We start from the raw sequence: 22,511 nt of genomic DNA, 5'->3' as shown, positions 1-22,511 counted from the left end.
GAAACGGACATGACACGGCAGACGATGGGCCGCGGCCCGGCGGCAGCGGCTTCGGCCGACGGCTTCGCCCGGCGGGCGCTGGTGATGGGGACGGCGCTGGCCTTGGCGGCGGCGTGCCTCGCCGCGCCGCGGGCCGCGTGGTCGGCGCCGCCGGCGCCGCAGAGCTTCGACATCCTGATCAAGGGCGGCCACATCATCGATGGCACCGGCAACCCCTGGTACGCGGGCGACGTGGGCATCCGCGACGGCCGCATCGCCGGCCTGGGCGAGCTTCCCGGCGCGACCGCCAAGCGCGTGATCGACGCCACGGGCAAGGTGGTGACCCCGGGCTACATCGACCTGCACACCCACACCGACATGTCGATCCTCGCCGACCCGCTGGCGCAGAGCAAAGTGCGGCAGGGCGTCACCCTGGACGTGATCGGCGAGAGCCAGTCGGTCGCCCCGCGCGACGGCCTGCCTCAGACGCGGGAGAGCGGCCCCCAGCCCGACTGGACCACCTTCACCGGCTACTTCGACCGGCTGAAGCGCCAGGGCGCGTCGATGAACATCATCTCGCACGCCGCCTTCGAGCAGATCCGCCTGGCCGCCACCGGCTACGGCGCGGGCGCCACCACGCCGGCCCAGCTCGAACGGATGAAGATGCTGATGGCGCGATCCATGGAGGAAGGCGCCTGGGGGATGGTGCTCCGCTTCGAGAGCGGCGGTCCGCGCTATCCGGAGGAGGTGATCGAGCTCGCGAAGATCGTCCATCAGTACGGCGGCAACGTCACCGCGCACATCGGCAGCGAGGGATTCGAGCAGGACCAGGAACTGGACTTCATGTTCCGCATGGCCCGGGAGACCAAGGTCCCGATCCACATCTTCCACTACAAGATCCGCGGCGAGGTGAACTGGCCGAAGCAGCAGCACTACATCGACCGGATCAACGCGGCTCGCGCCGAGGGGATCGACGTCACCGTCAACCAGTACCCCTACACGGCCATGAACCACGGCTGGAACGTCTTCTTTCCCGTCTGGGCGCGCGAGAAGGGCCCCGAGGCCTTCGCCAAGATGCTGAAGGACCCGAAGACCGTGAAGAAGATCAAGGCGGATCCCGATTTCCGCGACTGGGTGATCGAGCACGGCGGCTGGCAGGGCATCGTGCTCGCGCGCACCACCGTGGAGCGGCAGAAGAAGTACGAAGGCATGCGTCTGGCCGAGATCGCCAAGCTCGAGGGCGACGCCGATCCGGCCGACACCTGCCTCAAGCTGATGGCCGAGGCCGAAGGACGCATCGGCGGCATCTTCCACACCATGTCAGAGGACAACGTCCGCCTGGTGATGAAGCAGCCCTGGGTCGCGATCTCGAGCGACGCCGGCGCGATCAACACCGAGGAGTCGGGCTTCCCGCATCCGCGGGCCTTCGGCACCAACGTGAAGGTCCTGGGCTACTATGTGCGCGACACCAACGTGCTCACGCTGGAAGACGCCGTCCGCAAGATGTCTGGGCTGCCCGCACAGATCCTCGGCCTGCAGGACCGCGGGCTGCTCCGCCAGGGCCAGTGGGCCGACGTCGTGGTGGTCGACCCCGCCACGGTGAAGGACACGGCGACCTTCGAGAAGCCCAAGTCCTACGCCGTCGGCGTGCCCTATGTGGTCGTGAACGGCGTGCTCGTGATCGACAACGGCCAGCATACCGGCGCCAAGCCGGGGCTGCCCCTCTACGGCCGGGGAACAGCGACTCCGCACTGAACTCCGCCGACCGGAAGCTGCCGCGGCCGGTCCCCTCGGGCCGCGGTAGCTGAAGGTCCTGCTCTCCCGGAGCCCTTCGATGACCGCGCCTCCGCACAGCCGCCGCCATTTCCTGAGCCTGACCGCCGGAGGCGCCGCCCTCTGGGCCACCCGCGCCTTCGGGGCCGACGCCCGGCCCGACCTCGTAGTCCACAAGGCCCGCGTCTACACGGTCGACGACCGCTTCCCGCGCGCCCAGGCCTTCGCCGTCAAGGACGACCGGTTCCTGGCCGTCGGCTCGGACGCCGAGGTGCGCGCCCTGGCGGGCCCCTCCACGAAGGTGCTCGACGCCAAGGGCATGACCGTCGTGCCGGGCTTCATCGACTGCCACATCCACGCCGACGGCAAGTCGCTGCTCTACGAGGTGGTCGTTGGCGACCCGTACGGCACCGGCTTCTCCAGCATCGACGACATCGTGGCCAAGCTGAAGGCGCGCGCCGACAAGACGCCCCCGGGCGTCTGGGTCACCGGCTACTTCTACGACGACGTGAAGACCAAAGACGGCCGGCCGCTGAACGTCCGCGACCTCGACAAGGTCTCGTCGGTCCATCCCGTCGTGGTGAGGCACAGGGGCGGCCACACGTCGTTCTACAACTCGGTGGCCCTCCGGATGGCGGGCCTGAGCCGAGCGACGTCCGACGTGCCGGGCGGCACCTACGACCGGTTCCCCGACGGCGAGCTGAACGGGCGCGTGACCGACAACGCCCGGCTGGTGTTCGACAAGGTCGGCAAGCCCATGACCTGGCCGCCCGAGGAGGCGGCGCAGCGTGAACGCGAGGGCGCGGCCTTCCTGTCGAAGAAGTTCGCCGAGTTCGGGCTGACCGGGGTCTGCCACCAGGGCGGCAGCCTGCGCGCGCTGCAGGAGATCCGCGCCGAGGGTCGCCTGAAGCATCGGGTGAACTACGAGTGCTACGTCGACGTCTGGGAGCCGATGATCGCCGCCGGGATGCGGACCGGCCTCGGCGACGCGTGGATCCGGCTGGGCGGAACGGCGGAACGGTCCACCGACGGATCGCTGTCGGAACGGACCATGGCCATGAGCGTCGCCTTCCCCGGCACCAGCTACAAGGGCAACCTCAAGGAAACCCAGGAGGCCGTGAACGCCTGGGTCGAGAGGATGCACCGCGCCGGCATCCGGGTGAACGTGCACGCCAACGGCGACGTGACCATCGCCCAGGCGCTGACCGCCTTCGAGCGGGCCCAGTCGCTGTGGCCCCGCAAGGACCCGCGTTTCAAGATCACCCACTGCAGCCTGGTGGACGAGGCGCTGGCCCGCCGGATCAAGGCCGCCGGGGTCACCCCGGCCCTGTTCAACACCTACCTCTACTTCAACGCCGACAAGTTCAGCTTCTACGGCGAGGACCTGATGGGCCGGATGATGGCCTACCGGACCCTCCTGGACGCCGGCGTGCCGGTGTGCGCCGGCTCGGACTTCGGCGCCGGCGTCTTCCCGCCGCTGATGGGCATGCAGGGCGTGGTGACCCGGACGGGCTGGGACGGCAAGACCTGGGGCGCGGGCCAGCGGATCACCGTGGCGGAGGCCCTGAAGGTCCACACGCTGAACGGGGCCTACGACACGATGGAGGAAGACCTGAAGGGGTCGATCACGCCCGGAAAGCTGGCCGACTTCGTGGTGCTGGGTGACGACCCCCACACGGTCGAGCCGAACAGGATCAAGGACATCCGGATCGAGCGCACCGTGGTCGGCGGCGCCACCGTCTACCAGGCTTGAGGCCGGCGGCGGCGATCCTGGCGCTGGCGGCCTTCGCCGGGGCCGCCCGGGCCGACCCCTGCGCGCCGCAGCAGATCCGCTGGCTAGAGGACTGCAGCGCGCTCGCCGGCCAGCCGCTGACCGGCGTCGACCGCCTGCGCTATCTGGCGGCGGGCGAGGGCTGGGTGACGATGGGCGGAGAGGCCCGCGTGCGGATCGAGCGCATCGACCCCGCCGACCTGGGCGCCGCGGGCGGGCCCAGCTTCCTGCAGGTGGGGCGCCGCGCCATGCTGCACGCCGACTACCACCTGAGCCCGGACGGCCCCCGCGTCTTCGGGCAGGTGATGGCCCTGGGTCAGGATGGACGCAAACCGGGCCCCAGGGCGCAGGACGAGGACCGCTTCGACATCGCCCAACTGTTCGTCGAGGCGCCGGCGCGGCTGGGCCCGGCCACCCTGCGGCTGCGGTATGGGCGTCAGGAGGTCGACCTCCGCAACCGCCTCGTGAACACCCGCGACGGCGTCACGGTGCGCCGGACCTTCGAGGGACCGCTGGCGACGCTGGCGGTGGGCGGCGCGACGCTCACCGCCTTCCGCCTGCACCCCACCGCGCCCCGGCGGGGCGTTCTCGACGATCGCGCCGACCGGAACGAGACCTTCGAGGGCGTGACCCTCGACGGGCCCGCCCCCATCGCAGGTCAGGCCGGGCTCTTCCTGTTCGAACGGCGGCGTCCAGCCACGCGCTGGCTGTCGTCGAACGCGGCCGAGCGGCGCATGAGCGGCGGGCTCCGCTACGCCGCCGAGACCGAGACCTGGTCGCTGGAGGCCCAGGCGACCGCCCAGTGGGGGGACGCGGGCGCGCAGAGCATCCGCGCCTTCGGCCTCACCGCCGACGCGGCCTGGAGGGTCGACGCGCGCCACGACCTGAGGGTCGGGCCCGTGATGGCCTACGCCAGCGGCGACCGCCGGCCCGGCGACCACCGCCTCGGGACCTTCGATCCCACCTACCCCAGCAACAACGGCGTCACCGATGCGCCCTTCCTGTTCCAGACCAACTATCTCGCGCTCGGCGGGGACGGGTCCTTCCAGGTGGGCCCGGCCGAGCTGGGGCTGGCCGGCTTCCGGATCACGCGCGCCTCGACAGGCGACGCGGTCTATGCTCAGGGCCGACCCGTGGCCGGCCTGTCCGGCGGCGGCCGCGCCACCGCCCGGCTCGTCCAGCTGCGCGCCCGCATCCGGCCGACGCCGCATCTGGAGGCGTATCTCTCGGTCACCCATGCCTGGGTGGGCGACACCGTGCGCGCCGCCGGCGGCCGCAACGCCACCTACGCCCGCGGACAGTTCACCGCCTACTTCTGAGGCTCAGTGGAATCCCAGCGCCTCGCGCACGGCGGGGTGGACGATGCGGCCGTTCACCACGTTCAGCCCGGCGGCCAGATGCGGATCGTCGCAGGTGGCCTGCCGCCATCCCTTGTCGGCGAGCGCCGCCACGAACGGCGCGGCGGCCGCCGTGAGCGCCTGGGTCGACGTCAGGGGCGCGGCGCCCGGCATGTTGGCGACGCAGTAGTGCAGGACGCCGTCCACCTCGAAGGTCGGCTCCACATGCGTTGTCGGCCGCGAGGTCTCGAAGCAGCCGCCCTGGTCGATCGCCACGTCCACGAGCACCGAGCCCTTTCGCATCCGGCCCACGTCGGCGCGGCTCACCAGCCGGGGCGCCGCGGCGCCGGGCGCCAGGACGCACCCGATCACCAGGTCGGCCCCGGCCACGGCGTCGGCGATGGCCGCCGGCGTGGCCACGCGGGTCGACACGCGCCCGCCGAAGTGGGCGTGCAGCGCATCCAGGCGCGGGATCGAGATGTCGAACACAGTGACGCGCGCGCCCAGGCCCAGCGCGACCTCGGCCGCGTGGAGCCCGGAGACGCCGCCGCCCAGGGTGACCACCTCGCCCGGCGGCGTGCCCGGGACGCCGCCCAGCAGCAGACCTCGCCCGCCCGCCGGACTGAGCAGGCAGGCCGCCCCGACCTGGGCCGCCATCCGGCCCGCGACCTTGCTCATCGGCGCCAGCAGCGGCAGGCCGCCGCCGGCGGCCGTGACCGTCTCATAGGCGATACAGACGGCCCCCGACTCCATCAGTCCCCGCGCCTGCGCCGGGTCGGGGGCGAGGTGAAGATAGGTGAACAGCACGTGGCGCGGCGCGAGGCGGGCGATCTCCGCCGGCTGCGGCTCCTTGACCTTCACGATCAGGTCCGCGGTCTCGAAGAGGGCGTCGGCGTCCGGCACGATGGCCGCGCCCGCGGCCGCGTAGGCCTGGTCGCTCAGGCCGATCCCGGCGCCCGCGCCGGCCTCGACGAAGACCTGGTGGCCCCGCGACACGAGCAGGTGCGCGACCTCGGGCGTCAGGCCCACGCGCGCCTCGGCCACCTTGACCTCCTTCGGCGTCCCGATGCGCATGTCCGCCTTCTCCCGTTCAGTTGGCGGGCTCGGCGAGCCCGGCGTAGGCGACGGCGAAGACCAGTCCGTGCTTGGCCGCCGCCCACAGGCCGTCGATCGGCGCGCTCGCCGTCGGATCGTGATTGCGGGTCTTGCGCCGCACCTCAGACTTAAGCGGCTCGCCGCGCTCGGCCTTGATGTCGAAGCGGCCGTCCCCGTAGTCGATCACGTTCCCACGCAGCGAAAAGGCCGGCATGCCGTTTCGGTAGGCGCGTGCGCAGTCCCCGCAGCCGCCGATGGGGTTCACGGCGCCCACATTGCCGTAGAGGACGTTCGAGGCGGCCACTGCCATCCGGGCCGGCGCGTTGTTCACCGCGTCGAAGCCGGGCAGGCCGCCCTCCAGGCCGTTCTTGCTGTTGATGGCGTAGTGGACGGTGCAGCCCGCCTTGGCGCACTCCTCCTTCGCGATCCGCTGGATCTGGTCGTGCACCCGCCAAAGGTCGGCCTCGCGGAGCGCATGCAGGTTGAAGCGGATCGAAGCCTCGGTGGCGGTCTGGTTGAGGGTCTCGCCCGCGGCGATCTGCGCCATGTTCATCATCACGAGGTCCTTGGGCCGTCCGGCCGACGTGCGCTCGGAACTGGACGCCCGCGGATCGCGCACCTCGGCGCTGAGGCGCGCGATGATCGGCCCCAGGGCGTCGACCGCGTGCTTGCCCCACTCGCTGCGGTCCAGCGGCACGAAGATGCGCAGCTGCGAGCGGTGGCGCACCTCCACGCTGCCGGTGCTGACCCCCGCCCCGCCGCCGCCGTGGAGCTGCATCAGGATGTCGCCGCGCTTCCAGTCGAAGTTGTGCGGGTAGTTGGAGCTGACGAACAGGCCCGCCCCGTTGCTCGCGTTGTCCTTCAGCGGCTCCTCGCCGGTGAAGAAGGCGAACCAGACGTCGCCCTTCGTGCGGATGTCGCCGGCGTTCATGGCCCGCAGGATCGTCAGCACCTGGGTCACGCCGGCCAGGTCGTCGCCCGCCGCCGGGCACCACATCCGGCCGTCCGCCACGAAGGCCTCGATCGGCTGCTCCTTGGGCCAGCCCTGGGCGTTGTCGTCGAAGTGGGCGTTCAGCACCACGGTCGGGCCGCCCCCCGACCCCCGCCGGATGCCCATGACGTTGCGCTGGTCGTCGATGAAGACGTTCTCGAGGCCGTAGATCCGCAGCAGCTTCCAGATCAGCCGCGCGCGGAAGATCTCGTCGCCCGACGGCCCGTGCGCGTTGCACAGGCTCATCCACTCGCGGATGGTCTCCTCGTCAGAGGCGTTCACGTAGTCGAGCGCCTTCTTCATCTGGGGCGCGGCCAGGACCTTGCGGACGACGGCCTCCTCCTGGGGGACCTTGAGCACGATCTCGCCCGGCTCGAACTGGGCCTGCGCCGGCGCCGCCGCCACCGTCGCGGCGAGCACGCTCCCCATCAGCCGTCCCAGCCAGCGTCCCATGCCGCCCTCCCCGCTCGGCGCAAGACTTTCATGGCCAGGAGCCGCGGCGGCGGTGCGAAAGCCGCGCCTGTGGTGCATGCGCAGCGACGGTCGACGCCCACGTTCGGGGCCTCGGGGGCGCCCCCGTGGAGCTAGCGCCTGACCACGAGGTAGTGGACCACCGGCTTCGGCTGGCTCTGGCGACGCTGGAGCGGGATCAGGACGTCGCGCCGGGCGGCCACGGCGCGGCTCAGCGACGTGGGCGGCTGCATGAAGGCGTCGCCCTGCGGCGTCCCCTGCTGATCCAGGAGTGCGCCTTCGCGATCCGCGCGCGGCACGCGCGCCGCCGCGCGGCGACGCGGCAGTCGAAGGTCGAACGGCGCCGCCGCGACGCCGTGGAGGTGGAGCTTCGCCGCGCCCGGGACGATCTGCTGCGGCTCAACCGGGTGTCCGTGGTGAACGCCATGGCGACCACCCTCTCGGCCCAGATCCGGCCGCCGCTGGCCGCCGCCGCCGAGAGCGCACGCGCGGCCGGGACGGCGCTGGAGGACTCCCCGCCCGACCCCGATCGCGCCCTCGCCTGCATCGCCGCGGTGGAGACGCAGGCGCAGAAGGCGTCGGATGTCATCGAAGGCGTCCGCGCCCTCACCCGGCGCCGGGCGGTGGAGCTGTCGGACGTTCCCGTGGACGCGCTCGTCCGCGACGTCGCCCGGCTGGTCGAGCGCGACTGCGTGCTGCGCGGGGTCAGCATCCGGATCGACGTGCCCGACAGCGTCGGCTCGGTCCGTGGGCGCGGCGTGCAGCTCCAGCAGGTGCTGCTCAACCTGCTCAACAACGCCATCGAGAGCTTCGACGGCCGCCGCACGCCGGTGATCCAGGTGCGGGCCGACCGCCCGCACCCCGCGCAGGTCCGCCTGCGGGTCATCGACAACGGCCCCGGCATACCCGAGGACAGGCTCCCGGCGCTGGACCGCGACCTCTTCAGCGACCGGCCGGACGGGAGCGGACTGGGCCTCGCGATCTGCCGCCAGATCGTCCAGGCGCACGACGGCTCGATCGCCCTGGAAACCGGCGCCCGCGGAACCACGGTCACGGTGCTCCTGCCCGGCTAGAGCGCGTTCCCGAAAGTGGGACCGGCATTCGGATCCAGACGCCCTCGAGCCCCTGACCTAGCGCAAGCGGAGCCGGGCCGAGCCGCCCGCGACCTCCACGGCCCCCCCGAACCTGGCGGACTGCGCGGCGAGCCGCCGGAGGATCGCGGCGCCCTCGCGCGGCCCTGCGAGCGCCGGCAGCCCGCGCGTCGCCATGTCGCCTGGCCCCCCGAGGCCCGCCTCGTTCAGGACCAGCGGCGTCAGCGCGACGTCGACCGCGGCGCCGGCGCGGAACACGCACTCGGCGACCACGCCCTGCCAGGCCTCGGGCGGGTAGGCGCCGGGCGGCTTCTCGGTCTGGAACACGAAGTTGCCCAGTCCGTGGAAGAGCGGCGCGCCGCGATAGACGTCGAGGCCCTGCAGCAGCGGAGCGCCATGGCCGACGAAGGCGGAGGCCCCGGCGTCGACGCAGCGCCGCGCCAGCCCGCGCTGCCAATCCGGCACGTCCGCCAGGTCCGGCTCCCAGTCGTGGTTGTGCTGGCACGCGATGACCACGTCGGCCGTTCGGCGCGCGGCGGCGATGGACGCCAGGACCCGGGCGAGGTCCTCCGGCGAGAGCCGACCCTCCCCATCCCGGCGCAGCTCGTTGACGCCCGGCCGCGAGGCGGTCGCCGCCCCGCCCTCGCGCACCTTGCCCGTCGCGAACGCCACCAGCGCCACCCGGCCCGCAGGGCTGACCAGGACCGCCGGCGCGGCGGCCCGCGCGAGGTCCACGCCCGAGCCGGCCGACACGATCCCCGCCGCGGCGACCGCCTCCAGAGTGTCGAGGACGCCCCCCGCCCCGAGGTCGAAGGCGTGGTTGTTGGCGGTGGTGACGAGGTTCACGCCGACGGACCTGAGGGTCGCCAGCACCGCAGGAGGCGCGGCGTGCAGGGTCAGCGCCTCGCGCGTCGGCGCGCCGCCGCGGGACCCGAGGACCACCGTCTCGAGGTTCGTGAACACCACGTCGGCGCGGCCGAGGCGCGCGGCCAGCGCGGCGCGGCCGGGCCAGGTACGCGTGTCCTGCGGATGCTCGAGCAACGCCTGGCCGAGAAGGCTGACGCGGAGACCCGCCGGCCGCGCCGCGGACGGCGCGGCCCACGCCGAGAGGCCCGCAGCGATGAGACGGCGTCGATCCAAGCGGCCCCTCCGGGAGTCCCGGGCCCTATTCATGCGTGCGAGCCCGGACGACGCCAAGGCCATGCGCTGAGCTTATGGGCGGATGCGGCCAACCTATGCCGTTGCGCGCGCTTCGAGGCCGGACCTAGCGTCGCCGTCAATGCGGCGTTCGAGGGGGCAGCGCGCCGACAGGACGACAAGAGGGGACCAGCCTTATGACCGTGTTCAACCTGCGGCGGCTCATGTCGGGCTGCGCACTCGCCGCCCTCATGGCCGGCGCGACGGCCGGGGCCGCGTGCGCCCAGACCGGAGCCACGGAGGCCGAAGCGGCGGGGGTCGAGGAGGTCATCGTGACCGGCTCGCGCATCCGCCGTCCGGACGCCGACTCGGTCGGGGTCATCACCACCCTCACCGAGGAGGACATCCGCAACTCGGCCGCCGGCTCGGTTGGCGAACTCCTGCAGAAGCTGCCGTCCGCGGGCGTCAGCCTGAACAGCAACGGCACCCAGGGCACCTCGTACGGCGCCAGTTCGATCAACCTGCGATACCTGGGCGGCGCCGAGGGCAGCGGCAACCGAGTCCTGGTGCTGGTGGACGGCCACCGATGGGTGGACGGCGTGGGGCAGCGCGGATTCCGCGACTTCGTCGACCTGAACACCATGCCGCTGGGCATGATCGAGGGCATCGAGGTGCTGAAGGACGGGGCCTCGGCCATCTACGGCGCCGACGCGATCGCCGGCGTGGTGAACATCAAGACCGCCGCCGACTTCGACGGGATCAAGGTCCAGGCCAAGTACGGCCAGACCACGCACGGCGACGGCGAGACCTATTCGGGGGTCTTCAACTTCGGCAAGCGGTACGACGGCGGCGCGCTCCTGCTGTCGGTCAGCTATGTGAAGGACAGGGCGATCCTCACCGCCGACCGCGACCGCACGCGCCTGACCCTGGTCCCGGTGACGACCCCGGGGACCAGCCCGAACGGCCTCTACATCCTGCCGGGCTTGGCGAACAACGCGTTCTTCGGCACCCCGGCGGGCTTCGCATCGTCGGCCGCGCCCATCGCCTTCAACGCCGGAGCCACGATCGGCGCCGGCGCCCAGGCCGACGCCGCGTTCCACACGGCCGCGCTCCCCGGCGACTTCTACAACACCCAGGCGCAGGGCGTGTATTCCACCGGCCCCAGCGAGCGCTACGGCGTCTACGGGCGCTGGACCGCCGACCTGGGCGAGAGCGCCCGCTTCAAGGTCGAGGCGCTCTGGAACGAACGCAAGTCGGACCAGCTGTTCTCTCCCGTGCTGCTCGACATCGGCGGCACGGCGGGCACGATCCGCGGCTTCGCCATCCCGGCGAACCAAGCCTTCAACCCGTTCGGGACCGCCAACGGCGTCCCCGCCGCCAACGCCCTGGCGTTCGCCGCGAACTCCGCCTGGCGGATCCGCAGGGTGATGAGCGACGTCGGCAACCGCGACAACATCCAGGACGTGGAGACCTGGCGGATCGCGGCGGGCCTTGATGGCGAGATCGCGTTCCTGGGCCGCGACTGGAAGTGGGACGCCTACGCCCTCTATTCCAAGAACCGGATCGACTCGAAGGCGCTCAACGGGATCAACTACGACAGGCTGGCGCTGGGCCTGGGCGCGGCCTGCGGCACGACCGCCGGATGCGTGCCCATCAATCTGTTCTCGGGCCTGACTCCGGCGCAGGCCGACTACATCCGCTACACGACGAACGAGTCGAACCGGACCGAGATCCTCGACGTCTCGTTCAACATCACCGGCGACGTGCTGCAGTTGCCCGCGGGCCCCCTCTCCATCGCCGCCGGCTTCGAGCATCGCGAGAACAGGGCCAGCGACAGCCCCGACCCGTTCGTCAACGCCCTGCCGACCACCATCCCGACCCCGGCGGCCGGCACGGCGTTCGCCAGCAACACGACCACCACGGCCCAGACCCGCAGCGCCACCAAGGGCGACTACAGTCTCAACGAGGTCTATGCCGAGGCCGCGCTGCCTCTCCTGAAGGACGCGCCCCTGGCCCGGAGCCTCGATCTGAGCCTGGCGGCCCGGTACTCGGACTACAACACCGTGGGCGGGGACAGCACCTTCAAGGTCGGCGCAGGATGGCGACCGATCGAGGACGTCCTGGTGCGGGCCACCTGGGCGCAGGGCTTCCGGGCTCCGTCGATCCTCGAGCTCTACCAGGGCGCCCGGCAGACCAGCTTCCAGGGGACGGACCCCTGCAACGGCGGCGCGGCCGCCCACGCGAACCTGCCCGGATGCGCCGGCGTCCCGGCGGGCTACAACCAGGCCAACTTCAACCTGAACGGCCTCATCGCCGGAACCATCTCGGGCAACACCCGGCTCAAGCCCGAGACGGCCGACACCTACAGCGTCGGCGTGGCCATCAAGCCCAGCTTGGCGCCCGGCCTGACGCTGACCGTGGACTGGTTCGAGATCACCGTGCACGACGCGATCGCCAGCCAGTCGGCCACTCAGATCCTGAACCTCTGCGCCCAGCGCGGCGGCGTCTTCTGCGACCTGGTCGCCCGCGACCCGGGCACCGGCGCCATCCTCAACCTGCTGCAGGGCGTCCAGAACCTGGCCGAGATCAAGACCTCGGGCGTCGACGCCACGCTGCGCTACGAATTCGCGACCGACCTGGGCCGCTTCGCCGCGGTCGTGGACGCCTCGTACCTCGACAGCTTCAGGACCACGAGCCCGAACCCGCTCGGCGGAGCGCCGATCGTGGACGAGCGGGCGGGCAAGGGCGACCAGCCGCGCTCCACCTACCCGCACTGGAAGGGCCAGGCCTCGTTCAGCTGGCGCAACGGCTCCTGGAGCGCGCTCTGGCGCGGCCGCTATATCGGCCCGACCACCGACGTGGCCAACGCGGTGAAGGACGCGCGCACCCGCGCCATCCTCTACAACGACCTGGAGGCGGGCTTTCAGTTCGACCGCTACGAGACCGCCGTCAGCGTGGGCGTCAGCAACCTCTTCGACAAGGCGCCGCCGGCCTCGTACGCCAATGCGCCGATCAACTACGACATCTACACCTACGATGCGCGGGGCCGGTTCGTTTACGCGCGGCTCTCGGCCCGGTTCTAGGCCCTCCCCGGCGCGCCCCGGCTGGCGGCGGACGCGCCTCAACCTCCAGATCAGGCGTCTGTCCAGGGCATGAGCCACTCCACCGACCCCCACGCGTCCCGGCCGGGCTCGCGCCTGCACCCCACCCTCGTGATGGTCTGGGTGCTGCTGCTGGCCGCCCTGCTCACCCACCTCGTCCCCGCCGGCCGCTTCGAGCGGGAAGGCCGGCTGGTGGAGCCGGGCAGCTATCAGGCGGTGGAGAAGGTGAACGGCTGGCGAGCGCTCGTCGCCCCCGCCCCGCCGTCGATGACCGAGACGCCGGCGCGCGCCGCGAGCGTCGTCTCCCTGGTGACGGTCGTACCCGCAGGCCTGATCAAGACAGCGCCGCTGATCGTGATGGTCGTCTTCGTCGGCGGCATGTTCGCGGTCATGCGTGCGACGGGCGCGATCGACGCCGGCATCGACCGGCTGCTCCAGATCACCTCCGGGAACCTCTACATCCTCACGCTCGTGCTCATGCTGGCGGTGGCCCTCGGCAGCACCTTCCTGGGCTTCATCTCCGAGTACCTGGTGATCATCCCGATCGTGGCCGTGATCGGCCAGCGCATGGGCCTGCCCAACATGTTCGCCATGGCCGTGGTCGGCGTGGCGGCGAAGATCGGCTATATCGGTTCGGTCACCAATCCGGTCGCGCTCGGCGTCGCCCAGCCGCTGGCCGGCCTGCCGGTGTTCAGCGGAATGCTGCCGCGCCTCGCCGTCTTCACGCTCTTCCTGGCGCTCGGCGTCGCCTATGTGATGCTCTATCTGCGGCGGGTCGCGCCGCGCGACATGGCCGGCGCCGCCGACGCCCTGCCCGACCATCGCCTGTCGACCCGGCACGTCGTCGTGCTGACCACCCTCGCGGCCGGATGCGTCGCCCTCATCGTCGGCGCGCAGATGTGGGACTGGGGGAACCTCCAGCTCGCCGCCTTCTACCTCGCGCTGTCCGTCGCCATCGCGGCGGCGGGCGGCCTCGGCGCCGGCCAGACGGCGGACCTCTTCGTCGAGGGCATGAAGTCGATGACCCTCGCCGGCCTCCTGATCGGCCTGGCGGCGGCCGTCGAGATCATGCTGCGCGACAGCCAGGTCCTCGACACCATCATCGCGGCCGCCACCAGCCTGGCCGAGGGCCACTCGCCCGCCGTGGTGGCCAGCGCCCTGATGGCGGTGGAGGCCGGCCTGGGCGTCGCCATTCCCAGCGTGTCGGGCAAGGCGACCCTTTCCATTCCGATCCTGGCGCCGATCGCGCAGGCCGCGGGCGTGAACGGCCAGACGCTCATCATGGCGTTCCTCATGGGCAGCGGCCTGACCAACATGGTGACCCCGACATCCGGGATGCTGCTGGCCTATCTGGCCACAGCGCGGGTCGGCTACCTGGAGTGGATACGGTTCATCGCGCCGCTGATGGCGGTCCTCGTGGCCTTGTGCGTGGGCGTCCTGGTGCTCGCCAGCGTCAGTCTTTGAGGGGGCGAGGATGGCTGAGGCCCAGCCCTTTGCGCCGCCGGACGACGTCCACGTCACGCAGGACCTGATGATCGGCATGCGAGACGGCGTGCGGCTGGCGACCGACGTGTACCGGCCCGCCGCGAACGGCCGGCCGCTGCCCGGCTCCTGGCCCGTGCTGCTGGAGCGCACGCCCTACGACAAGCGGGGGGTGAACCACGGGGACCGGACGCGGGACGATCCTGTTCCGCGGTCCAAGCCCCGGATCGCGGTCGATTTCGTGCGCGGCGGCTACGTGGTGGCGTTGCAGGACTGCCGCGGCCGCCACGGCTCGGAGGGAGAGTTCGAGAAGTACCTCAACGAGGGGCCCGACGGCGTGGACACCCTGGCCTGGCTGCGCGCCCAGCCCTGGTGCGACGGCCGCGTCGCGACGCTGGGCCTCTCGTACGGCGCGCACGTGCAGAGCGCCATGGCGTGCCTGGCCCCCCCGGGACTGGCGGCGATGTTCCTCGACTCCGGCGGCTTCTCCAGCGCCTACCATTCCGGCATCCGCCAGGGCGGGGCGTTCGAACTCAAGCAGGCCACCTGGGCCTACAAGCACGCCTTGCTGAGCCCCGCCACCGCGGCGGATCCCGGGCGCAAGGCGGCGCTGCAGGCGCAGGACCTGAAGGCCTGGTTCAGGGCCATGCCGTGGTCCGAGGGCCGCTCGCCGTTGAGCGCGGCGCCCGAATACGAGCGCTATCTCCTTGAGCAGTGGCGCAACGGGCGGTTCGGCCCCTACTGGCGCCGGAACGGGATCTATGCCCGAGACGCCTACGACAGGTTCGCCGACGCGCCGGTCGTCTGCATGAGCAGCTGGTTCGACCCCTATTCGGCCACCGCGATCGAGAACTTCCAGGAACTCTCCCGGCGGAAGCGCTCCGCCGTGAAACTGATCCTGGGTCCCTGGACCCATGGACAGCGCTCGGTGACCTTCGCCGGCGACGTGGACTTCGGTCCGCAGGCTCCCCTCGACGGCAATCTCGCCCCCGACTACGTGGCGCTGCGCCTGAGCTGGTTCGACGCGTGGCTCAAGAACCCGCAGGCGCCGGATCCGCTGCCGCCCGTGAAGCTTTTCGTGATGGGGGGCGGCTCCGGACGCCGCCTGCCCGACGGCCGGCTCGACCACGGCGGTCGGTGGATCGAGGCGGCGCAGTGGCCGCCGGCGGACGTGGCGACCCGCAGCTACTTCCTGGATGCGCAGGGCGCCCTATCCTTGGATCCGCCGTCTGCGCCGGACGCCTTCCGCGAGTACGTGCACGATCCTGCGCACCCGGTCCCGACGGTCGGCGGGGCGCTGGCGTCCGGCGCGCCGATCATGGACGCCGGCGCCTTCGACCAGCGCGAAGGTCCTGAGATCTTCGGCTGCGAGCCGCCGTTCCGCGCCCTGGCCGAGCGCGATGACGTGCTGGTCTTCCAGACGCCGCCGCTGTCGCATGACGTCGAGGTGGTCGGCGCCGTCCGCGCGGAGCTGCATGTCGCCTCGGACTGCGTCGACACGGACTTCACGATCAAGCTGATCGACGTGCACCCGCCCTCCGCGGACTACCCGCAGGGCTACGCCATGAACCTCGCACACGGGATCCTGCGCGCCCGCTACCGCCTGGGGTTCGATCGCGAGACACGCCTGGCGCCGGGCGAGGTGTACAAGATCACCGTCGAGGGCTTCCCGACCGCGAACCGGTTCCTCAAGGGACACCGCATCCGGCTGGACGTCGCCTCCAGCAACTTTCCCCACTTCGACGTGAACCCCAATTCGGGCGAACCCGAGGGTCGCGGCGGCTCTCCCCGGCCCGCGCGAAATCGTGTCTATATGGACGCGGCGCGTCCCTCGCGCCTGCTGCTCCCGGTCGTGGAGCGGCGCCCGGAAGGTCACGGGGACGGCGATGAAGCTGAGCCTGCGTAGTCTCGAGGCGTTCCGCGAAACGATCCTGAGCGGCTCGGCCACCGCGGCCGCCGCGCGGATGGGGCTGACGCAGCCGGCCGTCAGCCGGCTCATCGCGCAGCTCGAGCAGGACGCGGGCTTCGATCTCTTCTACCGCGAGAAGGGCCGGCTCACGCCCACGCCGGAGGGCCTCATCGTCTACCAGGAAGTCGACCTCGCCTTCGGGGGTCTCGAGCGGGTGGAAGGCCTGGTCCATGACCTTGCGACGCACAATGCGGGGACGCTGAAGGTCGTGGCGCCGCCCAGCCTCTCGGAAGGCCTGCTGTCGGCGATCGTCACGAAGTTCATGGCACGGCATCCGAACGTTCGCCTGTCCATCGATTCGCGCAGCGCCGAGACGGCGCGCGGCATGGTGGCCAGCCGCGCGGCCGACTGCGGGTTCGTGAAGCTGCCCCTGGACCGGACCGACATTTCCACCGTGCTCCTGTCCTCCAGTGAGACGGTGTGCGTCCTGCCGCACGATCATCGCCTGGCCGCCTGCGAGACGCTCAGTCCCGACGAACTTCGCGGCGAGCCGCTGATCCTCCTGGGCTACGGCACCCGCACGCGCCGCCAGATCGAGGACGCGTTCCACGCGCGCGGCGTGCGGATGAGCGTGAAGCTCGAGACGCACACGGTGGGCTCGGCCTGCGCCCTGGCCGCCAACGGGCTGGGCGTCGCCATGGTCAACGCCCTCCTGGCCGGCAACTTCGCGCGGGACGGCCTGACGGCCCGGGTGTTCCGGCCGCAGATCCTGCACGACTACGCCTTCATGACCTCGGCCCTGTCGCCGCCCAGCCGCCTCGCCCTGGCGCTTCTCGACGAGGCAAGGCCGTTCTTCGCACCTTCCGAGGCGGTCCCGACCCCCTAGGGCGCGGCGCGACGGCCGTTCCGCACGGCCCCCACCAAGCTCAACGCCCGAAGCACGACCCGCCGAACGCGCGCTGGTGGGCCCGGCAGGACTCACATTTCCGAGGAGGCTCGGCTGCTTCACACCCGTGAATACCAACAATGGTACCAGCAGGTCTGTGGTCGAGGATTAAGGCTATGACGCTCGTGGTTTGAGCTCCGGGCGCAGGAAGTTTCAGAGACGCCCGTGGGAGTTCATCGCCTCCCCCCCGGCAACTCTCAATGGATCGTGTGCCACCGTATAGCGTAGCTTCAGATTTGCATCCCTGGATGCTCCGCGACCCGGTGGCTATCGCCCCGCATCGGGGGAGCGCCGGAACGGGGTTCGGGCAACGTCGTTCCGCCGATAGGCTGTCCGGGCGACGGTTTGCCGCCTCCTAAGGGAGGCACGCCCTCCGGACGCCGGAGCTGTGAGCCGGCGGCAAAGAACCGCCGCAAGAATCCTTTTACAACGTAAATTCTACCCCCTACGGTGGGGACTGGTCCATCGGTCTCGAGCGCGCCGATCACAGAGGTTCCAGTATGCCGAAGCTTGCCGAACAACCTATTCATCTCGGACGCGGCGCGCGTTCCTACGTCGAGCCGCCGTTTACTGGCCCTGACTGGTTTCACGACTACGCCCATCGCAGGGGCGGGGATGGGGTGGAGGGCCGCCTCGTATCGCAGTTCGACTTCTCGCAGAGTTGGGATGCCTGGGAGCGGCATCCGCACGGCGCCGAGGTCGTGATCTGCGTCAGGGGGCAGCTCACGCTGATCCAGGCATCGGAAGAGGCCGGCGAGCGCCGGGTTGTTTTGGCTGAGGGAGACTACGCGGTGAACCCCGAAGGGGTTTGGCACACCTTCGATGTCGAAGAGGGCGCCCAAGCCACGTGCATCTTCATCACTGTGGGCCAAGGCACCGAACATCGACCAAGGTAGGGTCCCGCATGGGCAGGGCCGCGCGGTGCATCGTCAGCTTCGACGGCGCAACGCGCGTCTCGAAGCGGAACCTTGGCCTCGCGCTCCGAGCGCCGATCGGAACGCCCTGCTGTCGAGCGCCCACCTCCGCAACAATCGCCGGCGCGGAAGCCCGTCTCCCGGCGACTTAGACCTTGAACGAGAATTGAGGCTTCGATGCTGTACGTTCATCACCTTGAGGACTCCCGGTCGCAGCGCGTGCTCTGGCTGCTGGAGGAGCTTGGCCTGACCTATGAGGTCATCCGATATGCTCGCGACAAGAAGACCTTACTCGCGCCGCCGGAACTCAAGGCGGTTCACCCGCTCGGCAAATCGCCGGTAATCAGCACGGACAGCGAGACCATTGCCGAAACCGGCGCCATCTTCGACTGGCTTCTTGAGCGTCATGGGTCGACCGACCTCTGTCCACCGCCTGCTACGGCCGAGTACAACCGGATGCGGTTCTGGTTGCACCACGCCGAAGGGTCGGCGATGCCGCCGCTGCTTCTGAAGCTGGTTATGAGACGCATGCCGAGTTCATCACCCGCCCCGCTGCGTCCTCTGGTGAAAGCGATCGCAGCGCGGGCGCAGGCCGGCTTCATCGATCCTCAGCTCGCCAGTCTATTCGATTTCTGGGAAGCCGAGCTCACGCGCTCGGAGTGGTTTGCAGGAGCGCGGTTCTCGGCAGCGGACATCATGATGAGTTTCCCCGTTGAAGCCGGCGCCGCCCGGGGCCAAGCGCTGCGCGCTCGGCCGCAGCTTGGCGCCTTCCTGGCCAGGATCCACGCTCGCCCGGCCTACCTGCGTGCCCTAGCTCGCGGCGGACCGTACGCCTATGCTGTCTGACAAGCGCGTAGCAGCTCAAGGCAGCGAGGCGCCGCGCTGAGCGGCTGAGCCCGTACTGCGTAGCAAGACGGCGGTCTCGGGTGCTCAGGCCAGCGCGTCGCTCCGGCGGGACGTGCGCCTGCAATATCGTTCAATACGGCCGGCCCACGCCACGCGATGCTCGGATCCTGAGAAAGGAGACCGCTATGCAGAGCCCGCGCTCATGTCTTCCAGAAGACCGACCAGCGATCCTCAGCGTCATCAACGAAGCGGCCCGCAGGTACGAAGGGGTGATCCCCAAGGACTGCTGGCGGTGGCCCTACATGCTCGCCGACTACCTCCAGCAGGAGATTGACGCCGGCGTCTCGTTTTCGGGCGTCTGGGCCGACGATCGCCTTTGCGGGGTCATGGGCGTTCAGGACCGCGGCGATGTTGTGCTCATCCGGCACGCCTATGTCGTGCCCGCCGTCCAGGGCGCAGGGATCGGCGGCCGTCTGCTCGAGCATACCTGTAAGGGCGCGGTCAAGCCCACGCTGGTCGGCACCTGGGCCGCGGCCGACTGGGCGCTCCGCTTCTACGAGCGCCACGGCTTTAAGCGGTCAGAGACCCAAGAAGCGCCCAAGCTTCTCGCCGCCTATTGGTCCATCCCGGCACGTCAGGCGCAGGCGTCGGTCGTGCTCTCCCGCGGCAGAAGAGCCGCCGCAGCGCTCCCATCTTGAGAACCCCGGAAATGCTCCGCATCGTCACCTCAGCCCTCGCGACCGCCGTCTGCATGGCCGCGGCGCCAGTCCAAGCTCAGCCGGGCGCCGAGACCTCTCCCGAGGCGGTCGTCCGCGCCTACGCCGATGCGGCCAGCCGCAACGACGTCGACGCGTTCTTGGCTTTCTACGCACCGGATATCCGCAAGTACCGGTTTCCTGCCGAATTACGGGGGGAAGGCGTTCAGCGTTACCGCGAGGCCTATGTCAAATCCTTCGCGGCCAACCCCGGCCTCAAGGTGGAGATCGTCCACCTCATCACCTTGGGCGACAAGGTCGTCTGCTATGATCGCGTCACCGGCCTTGCCGATGGACGCACAGCTGATGAGATCACCGTCTATCAAGTCCGAAACGGAAAGATCGTGAACATCGTCGCCGTAGAGCGGCTCATACGGTAGGCGGAGACATGCCGAAACAAGAGCTTCATTCTGCGGTCATTCACCCCTCCTCGATCCGCGGCCTCGAAGTGGCGCACCTCGTCTCAGGGCGCTCGTTCCCGCGGCATGCTCATGACCAAGTCGGCGTGGGGGTGCTCATTGCGGGAGCGCAACGCTCATGGAGCGGGCGGGGTCCGGTCGAGGCGGTGGCCGGCGACGTCATCACGACCAATCCCGGCGAGATGCACGACGGCGCGCCACAACACGGGCAGAGCCGAGCGTGGCGGATGATCTACCTAAGTCCGTCGGCGACAGCGCTCGCCGATGGCGCCGCGCCGGAGATTTCCGAGCCCGTCATCCGTGATCGGCAATTGCGCGAGGCGGTCTTGGCGTTGATCGCCCGAGCGAAGGTCACGCAGAGCAGCAGCGTTCTGGCGCTCGAGGAGAGCCTGGCGCGGATGTTCGCCCTTATTCAATCCCGCTATGCCGTTCGGCGCCGAGAGGCCGCAGAAACGTGCGGTCGGATCGGGCGAGCGCTTGCGCGGCTCGAAGGAGACCCCGCCAGCGAGGTCAGCCTTGGAGAACTCGCCGAACTCGAAGGCCTTAGCCGGTTCCAGCTGCTTCGAAGCTTCGTCCGCGAGCTCGGCATCTCGCCGCATGCCTATCAGACGCAGCTTCGAGTGAGGCTTGCACGCCGGCTGCTCGCGCGCGGTCAACCGCCGGCCGACGTGGCTCTCGCCGCCGGATTCTCCGACCAGAGCCACCTCAATCGCGTGTTCCTGCAGCAGGTCGGCGTCACGCCCGGCCGATATCGCACGGTCGTCGCCTAGCGGCCCTGACCCGTAAGTCGCGGAGCGAGCCCCTTGCGCGCCTCTGGCGTTCAGCATGCCCCGGGGGCGACATTGGTCGGCCGGACTCGTTCGCCGCGCCGATCGCTCGCGAGCGCCCGCACAAAGCCGGCCGTCGAGCGAACGCCCGTGGATCTCGGTTACGATGGATACAGCGAGCGTGTCTCCCGCTCGCCTGTCGTGGCGCCTGGCGGCGTGCTCTGGCCCAGGAAGTCGCCGTGCCCAATCTCGCAGGCCGTAGGGAGTTCGAAAGTTAGGGCTGACCGCGCACTCACGGGCTCAGGATTGTGACCGCTCCAACGCACAGGCATTGTCTTCGGCATGTTGGGCGAGACTGTCGCCGCCGCCATGAACGGTTGTTGGATCCGTCTCTAATCGTGGGCTCCCTTGACGACAGGAGCATGCATGGGCGGCGAGGAGTTTGCGCAGGCTGTAGCAAAGGGTGGGTGCTGTATGGGCTCGCCGTCGCCTTCGCGCTGCTAAGCGCCTGAGGCCCACTTCACCCGGAGCCTTGCGACGCCCATCGACCAGATGCGAGCCGTGCTGCAGCACCCCGACTACCGCCAGGGACGCGCGGAGCGCGCGCAGCCTTCGCGAGACCCGATGCGGGCCGTGCTGCGGCGATCGCGCGATCGCGACCAGCAGGCGGATCCAGGCTTAACCGTGAGCGATGATTGAAGGGACGCAACGAGAACGCATCGGACGCACCCCTACCTCGCCTGTCTCGACGCCCAGTGCGAGGCGCCACCCGCTGCCCGCCAGACGCGCTGTCGTCCGAGCGTGCTTGTCATTGCAGGGCCGCGGCCGTTAGAGCGGGGCGTTGCGCCGCGCGCGTACGACAGCCGGACAAGACCGTCTCATGCACGAGCCTGGAACCCTCCTTCGCCTGAGCCCGGATCCGCGGCCAATCCGGGTCCTCGTGGCGGATCAGCACGAAGTGCTTTTCGACGAGCGCGGCCCCGACGGAGATTGGCTCCTCTCCGGCAGCCGCACGGCGATTTATTACCGGGCGCCCACCGCCGTGTTGCGGGACCGCGCCGAACGCCTCGGGTCCGAAGCTCTAACGGCCGCGGAGCGCGCCAAACATCGACCCGACCTGCCGATCCGCATGCTCCGCTCCAGCACGGGCGATTGGCAGACCCCTTGGCGGCTCTGGCCTGAAGCCCTCCCGCACTTCGAACTCGATGCCACTCACATCGCCCTCATCGGCTTCGGCGCGAGGGGCGCAATGCTCAAACCCGTTTTCATCCAAACCGTTAACGGCCGGTCCTTATCCTCCGCCGCTCTGCTGGACGCCGCTCAAGCCCTGCAGTCCGCAAGCTGCCCTGACGTCCGGGGCGTCGGCCTCTACAGATCCGGGTTGGCGGAGGGCGCGCCCTCCTTCTACCTCTGGGGCTCCGTCGATCGCGCCGGCCACGCGCCATAGCCGCGTGCGGTCTGCCGCGGGCGTGGCATCCACTCTGCGCCAGCCTCGGCCGACCAGGCGCATCGACCTGCGAGGTAGTGCGACTCCGTCATTTGTCACCGAATAGGGGGGTTCGAGGAATGCTGATCGAGCTCCCGCATATCGGCGACGGCTGGCGTTGGCCGACGACGACACGGGAGACCATCCGCTCTCTACTCCGGAGCCGTGTTGGACGTTGTCGCCGAATGAGCTGCTGAGCGTGGTTGATCACCTCCGCGCGCGGATGGCCCACACGCTTCAC

General features: G+C 70.3%; 17 protein-coding genes. 14 read left to right on the top strand and 3 right to left on the bottom strand.

The window, feature by feature from the left end; all coding sequences use genetic code 11:
• Positions 1 to 9: 9 nt before the first annotated feature.
• The 3 genes from AC2D8W_RS15500 to AC2D8W_RS15490 all read left to right on the top strand — a co-directional run bounded on the left by AC2D8W_RS15500 (position 10) and on the right by AC2D8W_RS15490 (position 4,842).
• Positions 10 to 1,734, top strand: coding sequence for an N-acyl-D-amino-acid deacylase family protein (locus tag AC2D8W_RS15500; protein ID WP_484672280.1), 1,725 nt, complete (start codon positions 10 to 12; stop codon positions 1,732 to 1,734).
• A 79-nt stretch (positions 1,735 to 1,813) separates the two neighbouring features.
• A complete protein-coding gene (locus AC2D8W_RS15495; protein ID WP_484672279.1) occupies positions 1,814 to 3,505 on the top strand; it encodes an amidohydrolase in 1,692 nt (563 codons plus the stop codon).
• Positions 3,502 to 4,842 (top strand): alginate export family protein, encoded by a 1,341-nt coding sequence (locus tag AC2D8W_RS15490; protein ID WP_484672278.1) that lies wholly within the window; start codon positions 3,502 to 3,504, stop codon positions 4,840 to 4,842. Before AC2D8W_RS15495 ends, AC2D8W_RS15490 begins: the two co-directional genes overlap by 4 nt.
• Before the next feature lie 3 nt (positions 4,843 to 4,845).
• Here AC2D8W_RS15490 and ald read toward each other — a convergent pair whose 3' ends face one another.
• Complete coding sequence (ald, locus tag AC2D8W_RS15485; RefSeq protein WP_484672277.1) at positions 4,846 to 5,934, bottom strand: alanine dehydrogenase; 1,089 nt, start codon at positions 5,932 to 5,934, stop codon at positions 4,846 to 4,848.
• A gap of 16 nt (positions 5,935 to 5,950) precedes the next feature.
• A complete protein-coding gene (locus tag AC2D8W_RS15480) occupies positions 5,951 to 7,399 on the bottom strand; it encodes a M20/M25/M40 family metallo-hydrolase (RefSeq protein ID WP_484672276.1) in 1,449 nt (482 codons plus the stop codon).
• A 152-nt stretch (positions 7,400 to 7,551) separates the two neighbouring features.
• Here AC2D8W_RS15480 and AC2D8W_RS15475 point away from each other — a divergent pair, with 152 nt between their 5' ends.
• Positions 7,552 to 8,490, top strand: a complete 939-nt coding sequence (locus tag AC2D8W_RS15475; RefSeq protein WP_484672275.1) for a sensor histidine kinase — start codon at positions 7,552 to 7,554, stop codon at positions 8,488 to 8,490.
• A gap of 57 nt (positions 8,491 to 8,547) precedes the next feature.
• Here AC2D8W_RS15475 and AC2D8W_RS15470 read toward each other — a convergent pair whose 3' ends face one another.
• Complete coding sequence (locus AC2D8W_RS15470; RefSeq protein WP_484672274.1) at positions 8,548 to 9,648, bottom strand: CapA family protein; 1,101 nt, start codon at positions 9,646 to 9,648, stop codon at positions 8,548 to 8,550.
• 194 nt (positions 9,649 to 9,842) lie between these two features.
• Here AC2D8W_RS15470 and AC2D8W_RS15465 point away from each other — a divergent pair, with 194 nt between their 5' ends.
• The 10 genes from AC2D8W_RS15465 (at position 9,843) to AC2D8W_RS15420 (ending at position 22,231) form a co-directional block, all read left to right on the top strand.
• Complete coding sequence (locus tag AC2D8W_RS15465) at positions 9,843 to 12,728, top strand: TonB-dependent receptor (protein ID WP_484672273.1); 2,886 nt, start codon at positions 9,843 to 9,845, stop codon at positions 12,726 to 12,728.
• Between the two features lie 69 nt (positions 12,729 to 12,797).
• Positions 12,798 to 14,210: a YfcC family protein gene (locus tag AC2D8W_RS15460; RefSeq protein ID WP_484672272.1), complete on the top strand. Its 1,413-nt coding sequence runs from the start codon at positions 12,798 to 12,800 to the stop codon at positions 14,208 to 14,210.
• A gap of 10 nt (positions 14,211 to 14,220) precedes the next feature.
• Complete coding sequence (locus tag AC2D8W_RS15455) at positions 14,221 to 16,134, top strand: CocE/NonD family hydrolase (protein ID WP_484672271.1); 1,914 nt, start codon at positions 14,221 to 14,223, stop codon at positions 16,132 to 16,134.
• A complete protein-coding gene (locus AC2D8W_RS15450) occupies positions 16,115 to 17,023 on the top strand; it encodes a LysR family transcriptional regulator (RefSeq protein ID WP_484672270.1) in 909 nt (302 codons plus the stop codon). Before AC2D8W_RS15455 ends, AC2D8W_RS15450 begins: the two co-directional genes overlap by 20 nt.
• Before the next feature lie 560 nt (positions 17,024 to 17,583).
• Positions 17,584 to 17,979 carry a cupin domain-containing protein gene (locus AC2D8W_RS15445; RefSeq protein ID WP_484672269.1) on the top strand — a complete coding sequence of 132 codons (396 nt, stop codon included), beginning with the start codon at positions 17,584 to 17,586 and terminating at the stop codon, positions 17,977 to 17,979.
• A gap of 195 nt (positions 17,980 to 18,174) precedes the next feature.
• Complete coding sequence (locus tag AC2D8W_RS15440) at positions 18,175 to 18,843, top strand: glutathione S-transferase (RefSeq protein ID WP_484672268.1); 669 nt, start codon at positions 18,175 to 18,177, stop codon at positions 18,841 to 18,843.
• 185 nt (positions 18,844 to 19,028) lie between these two features.
• Positions 19,029 to 19,541, top strand: a complete 513-nt coding sequence (locus AC2D8W_RS15435; protein WP_484672267.1) for a GNAT family N-acetyltransferase — start codon at positions 19,029 to 19,031, stop codon at positions 19,539 to 19,541.
• A gap of 11 nt (positions 19,542 to 19,552) precedes the next feature.
• Positions 19,553 to 19,978 carry a nuclear transport factor 2 family protein gene (locus AC2D8W_RS15430; protein WP_484672266.1) on the top strand — a complete coding sequence of 142 codons (426 nt, stop codon included), beginning with the start codon at positions 19,553 to 19,555 and terminating at the stop codon, positions 19,976 to 19,978.
• A gap of 8 nt (positions 19,979 to 19,986) precedes the next feature.
• The gene (locus AC2D8W_RS15425; protein ID WP_484672265.1) at positions 19,987 to 20,787 is read left to right on the top strand and encodes an AraC family transcriptional regulator; all 801 of its coding nucleotides are present in this window, start codon (positions 19,987 to 19,989) and stop codon (positions 20,785 to 20,787) included.
• 877 nt (positions 20,788 to 21,664) lie between these two features.
• Positions 21,665 to 22,231: a hypothetical protein gene (locus AC2D8W_RS15420; protein WP_484672264.1), complete on the top strand. Its 567-nt coding sequence runs from the start codon at positions 21,665 to 21,667 to the stop codon at positions 22,229 to 22,231.
• Positions 22,232 to 22,511: the final 280 nt, after the last annotated feature.

Source organism: Phenylobacterium sp. T106, from assembly GCF_057219735.1.
This window is presented reverse-complemented; position numbering and strand designations above follow the sequence as displayed.